The organism is Candidatus Saccharibacteria bacterium oral taxon 488 (assembly GCA_005697215.1).
Lineage (GTDB): Bacteria > Patescibacteriota > Saccharimonadia > Saccharimonadales > Saccharimonadaceae > Nanosynbacter.
Map to the genome: position 1 here is coordinate 398,256 of CP040003.1, position 13,828 is coordinate 412,083.

At 53.5% G+C, this 13,828-nt stretch carries 15 protein-coding genes and 3 tRNA genes; 3 read left to right on the forward strand and 15 right to left on the reverse strand.

Annotated features, from left to right (window positions below):
* Positions 1 to 37: 37 nt before the first annotated feature.
* The 3 genes from FBF24_02030 to FBF24_02040 are packed head-to-tail and all read left to right on the forward strand — an operon-like array spanning position 38 to position 4,181.
* Entirely contained in the window at positions 38 to 1,249 is a 1,212-nt protein-coding gene (locus FBF24_02030; protein QCT40665.1) for a glycosyltransferase family 4 protein, read from the forward strand.
* On the forward strand, positions 1,240 to 2,457 hold the full coding sequence (locus tag FBF24_02035) for an alpha-amylase (GenBank protein ID QCT40666.1): 1,218 nt from the start codon (positions 1,240 to 1,242) through the stop codon (positions 2,455 to 2,457). Before FBF24_02030 ends, FBF24_02035 begins: the two co-directional genes overlap by 10 nt.
* A complete protein-coding gene (locus FBF24_02040; GenBank protein QCT40667.1) occupies positions 2,457 to 4,181 on the forward strand; it encodes a hypothetical protein in 1,725 nt (574 codons plus the stop codon). The genes FBF24_02035 and FBF24_02040 overlap by 1 nt, the downstream gene beginning before the upstream one ends.
* A 98-nt stretch (positions 4,182 to 4,279) precedes the next feature.
* Here FBF24_02040 and rpmG read toward each other — a convergent pair whose 3' ends face one another.
* The 15 genes from rpmG to rpsI form a co-directional block, all read right to left on the reverse strand.
* Positions 4,280 to 4,504 carry a 50S ribosomal protein L33 gene (rpmG, locus tag FBF24_02045; protein QCT40668.1) on the reverse strand — a complete coding sequence of 75 codons (225 nt, stop codon included), beginning with the start codon at positions 4,502 to 4,504 and terminating at the stop codon, positions 4,280 to 4,282.
* A 101-nt stretch (positions 4,505 to 4,605) separates the two neighbouring features.
* Positions 4,606 to 5,277, reverse strand: coding sequence for an NAD(P)H-dependent oxidoreductase (locus FBF24_02050; GenBank protein QCT40669.1), 672 nt, complete (start codon positions 5,275 to 5,277; stop codon positions 4,606 to 4,608).
* Complete coding sequence (locus FBF24_02055; GenBank protein ID QCT40670.1) at positions 5,274 to 5,972, reverse strand: DNA alkylation repair protein; 699 nt, start codon at positions 5,970 to 5,972, stop codon at positions 5,274 to 5,276. Before FBF24_02055 ends, FBF24_02050 begins: the two co-directional genes overlap by 4 nt.
* Before the next feature lie 14 nt (positions 5,973 to 5,986).
* Positions 5,987 to 6,505: an NUDIX domain-containing protein gene (locus FBF24_02060; protein QCT40671.1), complete on the reverse strand. Its 519-nt coding sequence runs from the start codon at positions 6,503 to 6,505 to the stop codon at positions 5,987 to 5,989.
* A 29-nt stretch (positions 6,506 to 6,534) separates the two neighbouring features.
* A tRNA-Thr gene (locus FBF24_02065) sits at positions 6,535 to 6,610 on the reverse strand.
* A gap of 151 nt (positions 6,611 to 6,761) precedes the next feature.
* Positions 6,762 to 7,358 (reverse strand): hypothetical protein, encoded by a 597-nt coding sequence (locus FBF24_02070; protein ID QCT40672.1) that lies wholly within the window; start codon positions 7,356 to 7,358, stop codon positions 6,762 to 6,764.
* A gap of 36 nt (positions 7,359 to 7,394) precedes the next feature.
* Positions 7,395 to 7,694: a hypothetical protein gene (locus FBF24_02075; GenBank protein ID QCT40673.1), complete on the reverse strand. Its 300-nt coding sequence runs from the start codon at positions 7,692 to 7,694 to the stop codon at positions 7,395 to 7,397.
* 76 nt (positions 7,695 to 7,770) lie between these two features.
* Positions 7,771 to 7,855: transfer RNA gene (locus tag FBF24_02080), tRNA-Tyr, on the reverse strand.
* Between the two features lie 63 nt (positions 7,856 to 7,918).
* Positions 7,919 to 7,995, reverse strand: a tRNA-Thr gene (locus FBF24_02085).
* Positions 7,996 to 8,037: 42 nt separating this feature from the next.
* On the reverse strand, positions 8,038 to 8,742 hold the full coding sequence (locus FBF24_02090) for a tetratricopeptide repeat protein (GenBank protein ID QCT40674.1): 705 nt from the start codon (positions 8,740 to 8,742) through the stop codon (positions 8,038 to 8,040).
* Between the two features lie 3 nt (positions 8,743 to 8,745).
* Positions 8,746 to 9,576 (reverse strand): hypothetical protein, encoded by an 831-nt coding sequence (locus FBF24_02095; GenBank protein QCT40675.1) that lies wholly within the window; start codon positions 9,574 to 9,576, stop codon positions 8,746 to 8,748.
* Entirely contained in the window at positions 9,569 to 10,750 is a 1,182-nt protein-coding gene (locus FBF24_02100; protein QCT40676.1) for an RluA family pseudouridine synthase, read from the reverse strand. Before FBF24_02100 ends, FBF24_02095 begins: the two co-directional genes overlap by 8 nt.
* Before the next feature lie 96 nt (positions 10,751 to 10,846).
* Complete coding sequence (gene trpS / locus FBF24_02105) at positions 10,847 to 12,022, reverse strand: tryptophan--tRNA ligase (protein ID QCT40677.1); 1,176 nt, start codon at positions 12,020 to 12,022, stop codon at positions 10,847 to 10,849.
* Between the two features lie 230 nt (positions 12,023 to 12,252).
* Positions 12,253 to 13,323, reverse strand: coding sequence for a hypothetical protein (locus FBF24_02110; protein QCT40678.1), 1,071 nt, complete (start codon positions 13,321 to 13,323; stop codon positions 12,253 to 12,255).
* Between the two features lie 105 nt (positions 13,324 to 13,428).
* Positions 13,429 to 13,827, reverse strand: coding sequence for a 30S ribosomal protein S9 (gene rpsI, locus FBF24_02115; GenBank protein ID QCT40679.1), 399 nt, complete (start codon positions 13,825 to 13,827; stop codon positions 13,429 to 13,431).
* Position 13,828: the final 1 nt, after the last annotated feature.

Below are 13,828 nucleotides of genomic sequence, written 5' to 3' on the forward strand. Positions count from 1 at the left end.
TGAAAAAGCATAAGCGGCGGTCTATACTGGGAATAAGATGAGAATTTTGATGCTAGGGTGGGAGCTTCCTCCGCACAATTGTGGCGGCCTTGGTGTGGCGTGTTACCAGATGTCAAAGGCGCTGGCAGCGCATGGTATTGCTATTGATTTTGTCGTGCCCTACTCGGCCGAGCATCCGAATATTACCCATATGAACATTTACGCGGCCTCGCCGCTACCGCCGGGTTATCATGATCTCGGGGCGTATGATCACGGGGTCGCACCAGAAGTCGAGGATACGGATGGGCACGAACTTGAACCGATGCGTCGGTTGCAGCGCCGCTATGGCAAGTTTGTCAGGCAGTTCGCTCGGATGTATCCACCGGACGCCATTCATGCTCACGACTGGCTGACGATGGAGGCCGGCGTGATCGCCAAGGAGGTGTCGGGTGCTCCGTTGATTGTTCATGTGCATGCTACTGAGTTTGATCGCTCGGGTGAGCATTCGGGTAATCCCTTGGTGCATGAGATTGAACAGCAGGGGCTGATGATGGCAGATCGAATTATCGCGGTTAGCCGTATCACCAAGGATATGATTGTCAAGAATTATCACATCCCGCCAGATAAAGTTGAGGTGGTATATAATGCGATTGACCTGGCTGACCTGCCGCCGCATGAGTACGATACGACAACATATAAATACCTCGAGGATCTCAAGACTGACGGCTATACCATCGTCGGTGCGTTGACACGGCTGACGGTGCAGAAAGGACTGACCTATTTTGTGCGGGCGGCAGCCAGAGCGCTAGAGCGCTACGACAAGATCGCATTTTTGCTATCGGGCGATGGTGAGCAGCGGGATGAATTGGTGGCGTTAGCCGCGCGGCTGGGTGTGAGCGACCGGGTGATTTTCACTGGTTTTGTTCGTGGCAAGCAGTGGCGCGATGCCTACTATCTAATTGATATATTCATCATGAGTTCGGTGTCAGAACCGTTTGGGCTGACGGCGCTGGAAGCGGCGCATCACGATACGGCGCTACTCATCAGTCAGCAATCGGGTGTTGGCGAGGTACTCCATAACATCATGCGGTTTGACTACTGGGATGTTGATAAGCTGGCAGATGAGATCGTCAATATTGCGCGCTCGCCAGGCCTGCAATCGGCATTAAAGCGTAATGTCAAGGATGAATACGCTCGGCTGTCGTGGCAGGATGCTGCGGAGCGGTGCGTCGCGCTGTATCAAGCATCAGCCGAAAGGAGGTGGGCATGAGCCGAGGCATCACCCTCTATCTCCACGTACATCAGCCGTGGCGGGTGCGGCGGTATAGTATTTTTGATGTGGCGACGCGGCATGATTATTTCGAGACCAATGATTCAGCCCAAAACAACGAGTTAATTTTTCATAAAGTCGCCGAGAAGTCGTATCTACGGATGAATGCCCTGTTGGAGGAGCTACTCAGGCGGCATCGTGATTTCAAGCTGTCGCTGAGCATTAGCGGCGTGTTCCTTGAGCAAGCGGAGCGCTTTAACCCAGCGGTGATTGAGAGCTTTAAGCGGCTGGTTGTCACTGGCAAGGTCGAATTATTATCAAGCCCATATCATCATAGCCTGGCGTTCTTTTATTCGCGACCCGAGTTTGAGGAGCAAATTTGCCGTCACCGCCAGAAGCTGCACCAGCTGTTTGGCGTCGAGACCACGGTGCTCGCCAATACCGAGCTAGCGTATAACAACGACCTCGCTAAGTGGGCGGAGACGGCTGGCTTTAGCGGCGTGCTGGCCGAGGGTTGGGATGACGTGCTGGATTGGCGCAGCCCGAATTATGTCTATCGGCCGGTTGGCACGGACAAGATTGGACTGCTGCTCAAGAATTATCGCCTGAGTGACGATATCGCTTTTCGGTTTAGTAATCGGTCGTGGGCGGGCTGGCCACTGACGGCGGAAAAATATCGGACGTGGCTGATGGAGGCGACGGCCGAGGCGCCGCTGGTTAATTTGTTCATGGATTATGAAACCTTTGGCGAGCATCAGTGGTCGGATAGCGGTATTTTTAGCTTTTTTGATCAATTTGTTGCCTCGTGGCTTGGGGTTAGTGGTAATACCTTTTATACGGTGTCGGAAGCGCTGGCGGCCCATCAGCCGGTTGGCGAGATCAGCATGCCAGAGACGGTGACCTGGGCGGATAGCGAGCGCGATTTGACAGCGTGGAATGGCAATGACTTGCAGAAGGAGGCGCTGCGGTATCTGTACGAGCTGGAGGATGATGTACTGAGGAGTGGCGATGAGCAGCTGATCACTGACTGGCGGCGACTGCAGTCGTCTGATCATTTTTACTATATGTGCACCAAGTGGTTTACCGACGGCGACGTCCACGCCTATTTCAGCCCGTATGATTCGCCGTACGAGGCCTTCCTCTATTATGTCAACGCAATTCGCGATGTGCGCTGGCGGCTGAGCGCGCATCGGTACGAGAGATTTTGATGTCGGTGCTACTAGCAAATGGCAGGTTGGCGGTTGAGCTTGATCAATTTGGTCGAGTGGGTTCGCTGTCGTTCCCGCACGTTGGCCGCGAAGTCCAGAACCATCAAGCCGTGCATCGAATCGGCGTGTGGGTGGACGGCGAGTTTTCGTGGATTGATGATGGCGCGTGGCGGCTGACGATGCGACTGCCGCAGGGGGCGCTGGTGGCGCACACGGTGTTCAAGCATGAGCGGCTGGGGTTGGTGCTGGAGTGCGATGATTTTGTCGATAGCAAGGTTAATGTATTTGGTCGTAATATTCACGTGGTTAATCTGCGGACTGAGACACGTGAGGTGAGGTTGTTTTTGCATCAGGCGTTCCAGCTATACGATGATGGTCAAGCGATTGATACGGCGCAGTATGTCGAGGCCTCGCGGGCGCTGCTACATTATCGTGGGCGGCGGGCGTTTGCTGTTGGCCTGCGGGCATTTGATGGGCGTGATTTCGATCGGTGGACGGTCGGGCGATTTGGCGCTGGCCTTGATGGAGCGTGGCGTGACGGGGAGGATGGCGAACTAGCGGGCTGTCCGCATGAGTATGGCATGACCGACTCGGTGCTGGGCTGCTCGCTGCGACTAGCGGCGTTGGCGTCGGATCGCTGCACTTACTGGTTGGCGGCGGGGAAGTCGATCAAGGAGGCATTGGGGCTACATGAAAAGACACGCGGTGTTGGGCTGGTACGGAGCTTGGCGAGGACGACGGATTTTTGGCACAAGTGGCTGAGTCCCGGTTTTCGCGCGGCCCAGAAATTACCGCTACCACACCGTAAGGCCTTTATTAATTCCCTGTTGACACTGCGAGCCCACGTGGATGAGCACGGGCTGATACTGACTGATGGTTCAGCCGGCAATTGTCGTCTGCGCGACGCGGCGTTCGCGCTGTGGCCATTAATCCGGCTGGGGTATGGCAATGAGGCGGCGATGTTTTTCGAAGCTTGCCGGCGGATATTTGAGACTGATGGCTACTTTGCGCCAGCGTATTATACGGATGGTGAGCCGGTGGCGACTGATACTGCGTGGCGTCAAGACCGGCCGCCAATGCGCTTGAGGGACGCGGCGGCGGTACTATTTATCTTCTGTCAATTTGCAACGTCGCGAGTTGGCGCGGAACGCTCGCGGCAGCTATATCAATCGGTGGCCGCCAAGGTAGCGACATTTTTGACGGATAATTGGGACAATCCAGCGGCAGACGACGACGCGGCGTTCGTTTGGCAGCTGTCGCGTGCGGCACTGGAGCAAGCGAGCGAACTCGCGCAGCAGCATGACGACCCAGCCAATGCGGTGCAGTGGCGAACCTGCGCTGACGATATTAGCACGCAGCTAGCGGGGCGTGATGCTGATGAGGTGACGATGGATGCGGTATATGCTGCCTATATGTTCGGTGTTGAGAGTGAGGCCTATCAGACCAAGCGATTGGTTAGTGAGGCGACACAAACATTAGCGGCGGTTGACGGTCTGTTCAAGCGACGGGCGGATGATCCAGATAGTAGCGTGGTCGCTAGTTTGTGGCTAGCGCAATATTATATCGAGACGGGAGAGCTGGTGCGAGCAGAGCGAATCGTTGACTTGATCCGTGAGCGGCGCATTATGAAAACTGGCGTGGTGAATGAGCATAGCGCGTCGTCGGTGGTAGCTTCGGCTGAATATGTCAATACCCTGCTTGATATGATCGTGGCGCAGCGCTGAGGTCGGCGCATGAAAATTAAACCGGCCTGCTGATTTGGTCATTTGTGTTGCAAATAAAAAACCACCCCTGTCTGAGGGGTGATTCTCGCTTGATGTCATTAGCCCTTACGCGGCTTGACTTCGTTGCGGCCGAGGTTTTTCTTGGTCTCGGTGTAGGTTGCGTGCTGGCGGGCTACTGGATCGTACTTTCGGAGCGTCAGCTTGCCCTGCCCTTTTGTGGTACGGTTTTGGGTGTTGACCGTGGTGTAGTACGTGCGGTGGCCGCTCAAATTACTGACCAAACCAATCAACTTCCGCTTCGTGTTCTTCTTCTTCTTTGCCATCTCTTTACTCGTTACGTTTATTTACAATCTTGACCGATTATAGCACAGATAATTAGGAAACGCTAGGGGTGCTGACAAGGAAAATTACTCCTGCCCCTAAGCTAATACCAGCGTACCATCTCATCAAGTGGCCGGCGGCTGCGCGGGTGTGGCTGGTCGCTACGACTGGCGTAGCCGAGCGCTAGCATGAGAACCGGCAGATCTTTGGCTGGGTCAATGAGCTGGTGGGCTGTCAGTACCTCTGTCGCTTGATCAATGGCAAATCCCTCAATCGGACACGAGTCAATCCCCCGCTCCGCTGCCACCAGCATGGCAAAGCCGAGGGCGATGTACGCCTGGTGCGCTGACCACTGGTGCAGCCCGTCAGGCGCGTCCATCAGCTTGAAATCTTTCTTGGCCCACTGCTTCCAGAAGGTCTTGTAGGCGGTGCGCTCGACCAGATTCATTTCTTTTACGTCCTGGAGCACGTGATCGATGTGGCCATCAAGCGCCTCGGTCGTCTTGGCGGTAAAAATGAGGAAATGGCTGGCATCGAAGCGCGGCTTATTAATCGGTGCGCATTTTTTCAGATCCTGGCGCAGCTGTTGATCTTGGGCGACGATGACGTCGAATTGCTCAAAACCGTACGAGGTTGGCGTGAGGCGAATTGCCTCAAGGATTAGCTCCATATCCTGGTCAGAGATCTTTTTATCAGCATCAAATTTCTTGCAGGCATGGCGAAAGTCCAGTGCTTTGGTAATTTCCGCTGCTGAAATGGTTGGTTTGCTGGTCATTGGCGTCCTCCTTTTTGTTGCCTAATGATACGTTGCTCTTTGGGTGTGAATCGCCGTGATTCGCGCATTTTTTGGTAAGCTTTGTTGCGCGTCCAGGCGTCGATATGCTCGTTTTCTAATTCAGCCAGCGTCAGCTCAAAAAAGTGTACCGCCGCCGTCGCATACAGCCAGGCCAGCGACATTTTGGCATAATAGCCGTCGTGTTTAACGTTTCGCAGCACTGCGAAAACCTGATCGATGTGTGCTTCGTCTAGGAAATTAGTCATCAAAGAAATTACGCCGTAGCGCACTGTAAATTCAGCTTCGCTTTGTAGGCATTCTAGTGCAAAATACCACCACAGCTCGCCGGCAAAGCGCCGCTTTTTCTCGACAAATATATCAATATGCGCCCACGAGTCAACAAGTGGCAGGTAGTGCTTAGCTAAGTCAATCGCCGCCCGATCATCAAGCCGAGCGTGCGTGATCAGCAGCCCACACAGCAGCATGTAGTCAAATGATTTGTTCTTGGCCGTTAGTAATTTGCTAATGCCTGCTGCGCTCATGTCAGGCGCCAACCTCCTTGCCAACCGCCGCAAATCCGGCACGCGTACGCCGATGACCGGCATCTTGGTATTGACGATGCGCTTATTAAAGGCGGCGTAGGATTCGTTGTCTTGGGCAAGCGTTTCGAGTTGGCGCGTGAGGTTGTGAAGCATATGTTTATTATAACCTATAGGTGGCGCATTGCTAACGCTGCTTCCACCGTTTCGGCAAAACCCGGCATGAGCTTCATCTTGGGAACTTCTTCGAGATTAAACCAGGTAGCGGATTTATTTTCCCAATTAAGCCGGGGCGTAACGGTACTTGCCAGTTCAACGAGGATAGCAACAACGTGCCATTCACGATCTAGTTGCTGGTCAATCTGTACAAATGGCTGGCTGAGCTTCATATTGATAATATGTTGCTTTGAAATGCCGATCTCTTCGGCTAGTTCACCATACGCGATGTCTTCGATGCTAAGGTTAGGGTTGTCGATAAAACCGGATATGCCGTTAATCAGCTCCGGATAGGCGATAACCTCAGCGCTGCGTTTAGTCAGGAGGACTTGATCGCCCGAGACAACAACACAGTTTAACACAAAACACACACGTTCATCAGTATAGTTAACCCGCCCATCTTCAAAACGTGGATAATCAGCCGTAAGGTCGCGAATGTGTTGCATGTAGGCGGCAGACGATTGCTTATCCATGTTTAGTACAAATAATCTAAAAATTAAAATGGAGCCACGATCGGGGCTTGAACCCGAGACCTCATCCTTACCATGGATGCGCTCTACCAACTGAGCTATCGCGGCATTACACCATCGCCTGCGGTATGCGCTCTACGTATGTTCACGTTTCACGCGTAGAAGCTATCGCGACACACCGCTACGTCCGAAAACGGCGCGGCAACATTCGTATTGTACCATATTCACGTGGCCGTGCAAAGACGATGGCGTTCTCAGACTACTTCTCTGCCTCGACCTGATCTGGCTTGTCGGCGGCTTCAGGGGTGGTCGGCGCAGTCGTTTCTTTGGGCTCTTTTTTGTGCGCTGTCGGCTTGTTGGCTTTGGCTGAGTCAAACTCAGATTCGATTTCGCTAAGCACGTAGCCCATAGCGGCGACCAGGGCGATGGCGACAACTCCGCTCGCAACGTCGTAGTAATGAGTGAAGAAGCTGAGAATAAAGGTGACAACGGTGGCAAGGAACGTAACGACAATGCCAGCGGTAGTAAAGAGCCAGCCTCGGGTTTGCTTGCGTCGTAGCGGTGAGATGGCCAGTCCGAAGAGGACAATTTCGGTGATCGCAAAGATCAGCGTGATGATCTGCTGCAAGCGGATGATGGCGATATTTGGTACAAATATGGCGACGCCAAAGAGGGAGATATGATCAGCTTGTGACAGTAATGACAGGGCTGAGGTTAGCGACAAGGCAGCCACCACTGCCAGCAGTGCGGCGACAATCCAGAGGTTGTCGGCGACCGCTTGGCGCGATTGCTTGGACATGCGTGGTAATGGTTTATAGAGTGCTTTGAGTGTTTTGGCAAATGGAAATCGTTTCATGATTTGATAATAGCATGTCGGGCGGCGGCGAGCAACTCAGCGTGAAGTACGGGTAGATTTTGTGGTGCGCGCTCGGGTTGGCTTGGCTGGCCGTGGCAAGCGCGGTGCAATGATGGCGTCCAGTACCGTCCAGGCGACGCTATTGACCAAGAAGACCACGCCGACGATACCGGCGATTGAGGCAGCTAGGTGTGCGGCTGAATTACTGATCAGGATTAGCCCGCCGCCGACAGTCAAGCTGATGATGGCTAGGGCGACATAGGCCTGCTGCAGTTTGAGGCGCTGATTTTTCTGCTCGTTCCAAGTGATCAGTCCTCGCTTAATAAGCTCTAACATGCTCGAAATTATAGCATTGTTTACGAGTAAAGTCAATAAAAGAGCGCCGACGGACGCTCTCTCTGAAATAACTATTTGGTGCCGGAAGTAGGACTCGAACCTACGAAGCCTGACGGCGGGAGATTTACAGTCTCCTGTGATTGCCACTACACGATTCCGGCATGGAACTTGCTGTACCGCGGCGTCCGCACGTTTTTACACGCTTGGTGCGGGGGCGACGCAAATGGAGCCGATTCAGGGATTCGAACCCAGGACCTGCTGTTTACAAAACAGCTGCTCTAACCAGCTGAGCTAAATCGGCATCTTGAATGATTGTAGCAAGTTTTGCAGCCCAAGACAAGGTCTACATGATCACTTTTCGTGATTGTTGCCGCGGCTGGCGTGCCTGCTGAGGGTGGGCTGGGTGCTGCGAATGGCGCGGGGCGGCGGCTGGTTTGTCGGGCGTGAGCATGGCCGTGGCGCGCTCGCGAAGCTTGGCGGCTTGTTCGGGCTGCTTGGTGCTGTCGTAGGCTTGAGCGAGTGTGTTCAAGGTGTGCGGCGTCGGTTCAAGCTCGGCGGCCTTCTCCAGCGCCGCCAGCATTTTCTTGGTGTTGCCTAATTTCTCCTGAACCTTGGCGTAGGCGATGTGCCGGGCGGCATGATTGGCTTCCATATCAAGCGCCTGCTCAAATGCCAGCGCCGCCTTGACATAATCTTGCGTCTCGTAGTAAATGAGGCCGACATTGTGCAGGCTCGAGGCGCTCGGCTCGAGGCTCTGGGCGATTTCAAAACATTCGATGGCGTCCTTGTAGGCGCGCTGCTTGGCGTATAAAATCCCCAGGCGGTTGTAGGCCGTGGCATTTTTCTCATCGACGCGCAGGATGGTTAGGAGTGCCTTCTCGGCACGCAGATATTTGTTTTCGCGCAGCGACTCTTGAGCGATGGCCCAGAGCTTATCGAGTTTCTCTGACAATTTAACTGGTAAGTTTTGCGCTTCGCCGACTGACGGCTGATACCAAACTGCCCACACCATAACTAGCAGGATAACTAATAATCCAGACATATGCATCCATTATACCACAATATTGAGTAGCGCCAGCCGCACATTGCCATTATGCGTCAGTCGCGTCTCGGCGGTGATGATCCGATCAAGGAGAGGCTGGTGTGCGGGGCTCGGTTGAGTTTTCATCTGAAACGCCACCATGGTCAGGAGGATGTCGATCAATTGGAGGGCTTTGGCACGGTCGGTGAAATAGGATGGCAGCGTGCGTAGTGCTTCGTATGAGCCTGGTGTAGAGAGGATGCATTTGGCGTCAGCGGCGATGGCTTGATATTCGGACAGCAGTTTCGGTGTGCGCGCTAGTTGGCGGATGAGCAGTGGCCGGCCGGCGGCCAGGAACAGGATTTGGCGCCGCTCGCTGGCGGTGAGCGAGGTGGCGTCAAGCAGCGTCTCGTCCTGTACTAGCGAGGTACGGTGCAGGGTCAGCACCTGACAGCGCGAACGAATGGTAGCCAGCAGCTGCTGCTCGTTCTCGGTCACCAGCAAAAAATGCGTATTGGCGTTCGGCTCCTCTAGGGATTTGAGAAGCGCGTTCTGGGCAGCCTCGCTCATCTGGTCGGCTGGATTGATAACGATAACACGGCGAACCGTGGCATGCGTGCGCAACATGGCGATCATGGTGCGGACTTGCTCAGTTGTAATTGTGGTTTTTGCTTCCAGCGGCTGCAGCCGAATCACCTCTGATGGTGTGAGCTTCGCCAGATATTCGGCGGTGCCTATACCGTCTAACCCACGCTCGGCATTGATAATCACCGCCTGCGGCAGCCGATTGGCGAGTTGGTGTAGTGTAGCGCGGTCGCGATGCGCCACCACTGGTGTGCGTGGCGGGCGGGTGTTAGTCATGAGTGGCCTCGCTCATCTCGTCCTGGGTTGCGGCAAGCTTCGGGAATGATTGTCGAAATTCTTCTGGAGCGGCCGCCTCAAAGGTTTTTCGTTCGCCTGATGGCAGTGTGATTTCTAGTTTGTGGGCGTGAAGCATCAGGCGGCTGGCATTGAGTTTACCGTAAACGCGGTCGCCGAGAATTGGCGTGTTCAGGTATGCCATATGAACGCGCAGCTGGTGAGTGCGGCCGGTGGTGGGCTTGAGTTCAATCAGCGCCTGAGTATCGGTTGACGCCAGCACGCGGTAGGTCGTCTGGGCGGGCTTGCCGTTCGGGTCAACGCGGAAGGTGCTGGGTGCGGCTGGGTTGCGGCCAATCGGTAGGTCAATCTTTGCGGCGGCTAATTTCGGTACGCCGTCGGTTACCGCTAGGTAGGTTTTTTTGGTAGTACGCTGGGCGAATTGCCGCTGTAAATGGGCGGCAGCCTCAGGGTGTTTGGCGATGATGAGTACGCCCGAGGTGTCGCGGTCGAGCCGATGGACGATGCCCGGCCGGTCGGTGCCCGAGGCAAACGATGTTTTAGGGCGAATAATTTCCGCCACGGTTGGTTCGGTCGATAGTCCGCCTTTGGCATGCGTCAGGAGCCCGCTTGGCTTATTCACCACCATCACGTCGTCGTCTTCGTATAATATCGGCAGCTCTGCACTGGTCTGCTCCTGCTCTGGCAGCTTGGCGGCGATCTCGTCGGTCTCATTAACCTCGAACTTTGGCGCCGTCACCACTTGATGATTAACCGAAACATGCCCAGCTTTGATGTATTTTTGCCAGAGACTGCGCGAAATTGACGGGTCAAAGTCCGTGGATAAGTGGACGTCCAGGCGCTGCTTGGTCGACACGATGTGGAGCATGATGACGAACTTGCCCTGAAACGGCGTTTCGGTGCAGCTCGCATCAAGCGGGTTTGGCAATATCTCAGCGTTGGCGGGCCTACCGGGCCACAATTCGTCAATTGATTCTTCGTCAACAATTGAGCCGTAGAGTACGGCGAAATGCTGCTTGTTCAAGATAAATTCCGCCACGATGTGCGATTCGTCCGTCTGAACCTTCAGATGGCGCAAGGCTTTGATGGGCGTATTGTCGTCCGCCAGGTGATATAGCCTGGCGATTTTGAGGACGGTGCGCGGCGAGATTTTCACGACGTGGCGCGTCCTCGGGCGCTTGAACGGCTAGAAATGTGCGGCGCTTGATGTGGCGGCGTTCCTGGCTCAGTGAGACAACTTGCCATCACCATACTATCTCCGCAGCCCCACGGCCGTTTGGACGCGGTGCAAGGTTTCGTTAGCGACGAGGTTCATGGCTTGTTCGCTGGATTGGAGTTTGGTCTCGATCGCTGGCTCGTCCACTGCGGCCAGACGCGCCTGGAAATTCGCCAAGAATTCCGATACTTCATCAGCCACGATTTGCTTGAACTTGCCGTAGCGCTCCATGCCAGTGAACTCGCTAATTGTCTGCTCTAGTGTGACGTCTCGTCCGGCGTCCTGGCGCACCAACGTCAAAATCTCCAGCAAGTTGGAAATGCCGGGTCGGTTTTCCTTATCGTATTGCACCTTGCCCAGCGAATCGGTGGTGGCGCTCATGATTTTTTTGTGGGCGACTCGCGGGTTGTCGCCGAGGAAAATCACGCCCTTGCCAGTGTCGTCGGACTTGCTCATCTTTTTGGTCGGGTTCACTAGATCTTTGATTCTCAAGCCCTGGTCTTTGCCAAAGAATTGATGCTGCTGAGCAACTGGTTTGGGTACAATGAACAGGTCGCCAAATTTGCGGTTCATCCGTTCGGCGATGTCGCGGGTAAATTCCAGGTGCTGCGTCTGGTCATCGCCAACTGGCACGTAAGTGGCGCCGTAGAGCAAGATGTCGGCGGCCATCAAGACTGGGTAGTTGAAGAGACCGACGGAAATTGGAGATGTCTTGTTGAACCCGTCAAATGTTGCAGCGTACAGTTTCATTGAACCTCTTATGTCTTTATACCTAACCATACTATTCATATCGTATTGCTCATCGTATCGCTGTAGCACAGCATCAACGGCCTCGCTAACGTCTGTCACGCCACTCTTATCTTTAAACTGCGTCATTCGACTCATCTCGCCAAATCCAGTGAAGCAGTCCAAAATCCACGCCAGCTCGCTGTGGGCTGGGACGCGGCTTTGGCGATACAAATGAATAGCCTCGTTGTCCAGCGGCAGTCCGGCGGCTGTATAAATCCGGGCGTTATTGAGAATGCTGTCATACAACTTGCTGTGGTCAATTGGCGTGGTAAAGCTGTGAAGATCAGGGATGAACAGATTGATATCAAAATCAGCCGAGCAGCGCTTCGCCATGTCGACAATCGGCAAAATGGCGCCAAAATAATTGCCAATGTGAATATCGTTGTTGGCGCGCACGCCAGTGAGGATGACGGGTTTACTCATAAGGGTATTATAGCAGAATACAGCACCATCGGCACCCCGTTTTCATTGTTCCTAGCTTGTTGGCATGGTCGGGCCGTGGAATCCACAAAAAACCACTGTACTCAGTCGTAATGAAGTCCCAGCAGACTCTCGTAACTATAATAAACCAGGCACAGACTACGAGAGCTTTTTATTTGCTTTGTAGATCTTTTTCATCTTGCGCAAGAGTATTGCATCGCTCATATACTTTATTATACACGATCCTGTGTTGTTTTTTCAATGGTATCAAGTATCGTAATAAGTTTTCTGGCATCAAGAAGATAGTTGGGGTAGGCTCGCTTAAGGCTAGTCATATCCCCTGCCGCCACGAGCACCGGTTGCAACTCAGGCATCTCTCGCTCAAGCTCTGAGAGAAGCTGGTTTGCCCTATCTAGATCATTTTTTCTGAAGCCTCGAATAGAGAGTGAATGTTCTCTTGTGTCAATAGTGAGTATATTATAATGATGCTGTCCAGAACGCTTCATTTCTGTCGATACCCTCATGGCAGTAAGCCATGCCCCCAGCTGCACCTTAGCCCCCAACCGTGAAGAGAGGTCTTGCGCCTGCTGAAATAGTTCTTGTGTTGTCATATCTTTATGCTGAGGGAGTGTCGGGCTGTCCTCCACGAGAGCGATAATTGATGCAAGATATTCGAATAGCCGAAGCCAATCAGTGTTCCCCTGTCCTGCCTTTAGGTTTTCATGACGCATCGTTCCGACAATCTCTACACCAGTAGCCCATGCGTGCTGGAGTTCGGTGCGTAACTGTATTTCGATATTCAGGCCGTCCCAGCAGCGTGCTTCTGGCTGCCGCCCTTGAGAATTGTGAAAGCGAAAAACAAGATGAATGCCGCGATAGCCGCTTGGCTGAGGTGATGCTATATAGTTATGGACAGTTTTCAGTTTATGAGGAAAGCGGCCCGGCTCCGTATAGATTGCATGTAGTCGCTGAACTTGCTTGATGCTTTGCATGATAGCCCTAACGCCGCCAATATCTTGCATTCGGCTAAGGCTCATGTGCTGTTCGCGATTACTTATTTTGTCGATGATCGTTTGGAGTCGCTTTAGCCGTCGTGCGACGATGGCGTCGGGACACACTTCTTTCGCTTTGCGGCGAAGAGTAACATTGAAGGTGTGCATCGGGTATTCATGACTTATTCGCCATTTATTTACGAGCGCGAGGGCTTTCTTTGACCGGCTACTGTTATGACCATATTGACGTATGGTGTCACCTGCCCGATTGATTTGGCCATTGCTATAACTCGGTTTTGGCGGAAAATTCATGATTTTATTATAGCATCACTCTACTGAACGGTCGTTTTACATTGCACCAAAACACTCCGCCTACACATGAGACGGAGTATTTTGAGAATCATTTTCTCCTCTGTTTTAACGCTTGGAGAATTGTTCGCGCTTGCGGGCGGAACGCAGACCGTATTTCTTGCGCTCTTTCTCGCGTGGGTCGCGCTTGAGCAGCTCAGCCTTCTTCAGGACCGGGCGCAGATCAGCGTGAGCGGCCGTCAATGCTTTGGCGATGCCAAGCTTGATGGCGTCAACTTGACCAGCGAGACCACCACCTTTCACCAAGATGGTAACGTCGTATTCCTTTTGCTTGCTGACGATGGCTAGTGGGTCGGTTACTTCTGCCAGCAAGGTTTTGTTGCCATCCAAGTACTCAGCGGCTGCTTTGCCGTTGATGGTGATGGTACCCTTGCCAGGAAGCAAGCGAACACTTGCCGAGGCGCTTTTGCGTCGTCCCAAGCCGTAGAAATAGGTATCAGTAGCCATA

Bases quoted from the DNA above. Each gene is read 5' to 3' on its own strand.
- FBF24_02030 (QCT40665.1), top strand. From the start codon at position 38: ATGAGAATTTTGATGCTAGGGTGGGAGCTTCCTCCGCACAATTGTGGC.
- FBF24_02040 (QCT40667.1), top strand. From the start codon at position 2,457: ATGTCGGTGCTACTAGCAAATGGCAGGTTGGCGGTTGAGCTTGATCAA.
- rpmG (QCT40668.1), bottom strand. From the start codon at position 4,504: ATGGCAAAGAAGAAGAAGAACACGAAGCGGAAGTTGATTGGTTTGGTC.
- FBF24_02050 (QCT40669.1), bottom strand. From the start codon at position 5,277: ATGACCAGCAAACCAACCATTTCAGCAGCGGAAATTACCAAAGCACTG.
- FBF24_02055 (QCT40670.1), bottom strand. From the start codon at position 5,972: ATGCTTCACAACCTCACGCGCCAACTCGAAACGCTTGCCCAAGACAAC.
- FBF24_02060 (QCT40671.1), bottom strand. From the start codon at position 6,505: ATGGATAAGCAATCGTCTGCCGCCTACATGCAACACATTCGCGACCTT.
- FBF24_02070 (QCT40672.1), bottom strand. From the start codon at position 7,358: ATGAAACGATTTCCATTTGCCAAAACACTCAAAGCACTCTATAAACCA.
- FBF24_02075 (QCT40673.1), bottom strand. From the start codon at position 7,694: ATGTTAGAGCTTATTAAGCGAGGACTGATCACTTGGAACGAGCAGAAA.
- FBF24_02090 (QCT40674.1), bottom strand. From the start codon at position 8,742: ATGCATATGTCTGGATTATTAGTTATCCTGCTAGTTATGGTGTGGGCA.
- FBF24_02095 (QCT40675.1), bottom strand. From the start codon at position 9,576: ATGACTAACACCCGCCCGCCACGCACACCAGTGGTGGCGCATCGCGAC.
- trpS (QCT40677.1), bottom strand. From the start codon at position 12,022: ATGAGTAAACCCGTCATCCTCACTGGCGTGCGCGCCAACAACGATATT.
- FBF24_02110 (QCT40678.1), bottom strand. From the start codon at position 13,323: ATGAATTTTCCGCCAAAACCGAGTTATAGCAATGGCCAAATCAATCGG.
- rpsI (QCT40679.1), bottom strand. From the start codon at position 13,827: ATGGCTACTGATACCTATTTCTACGGCTTGGGACGACGCAAAAGCGCC.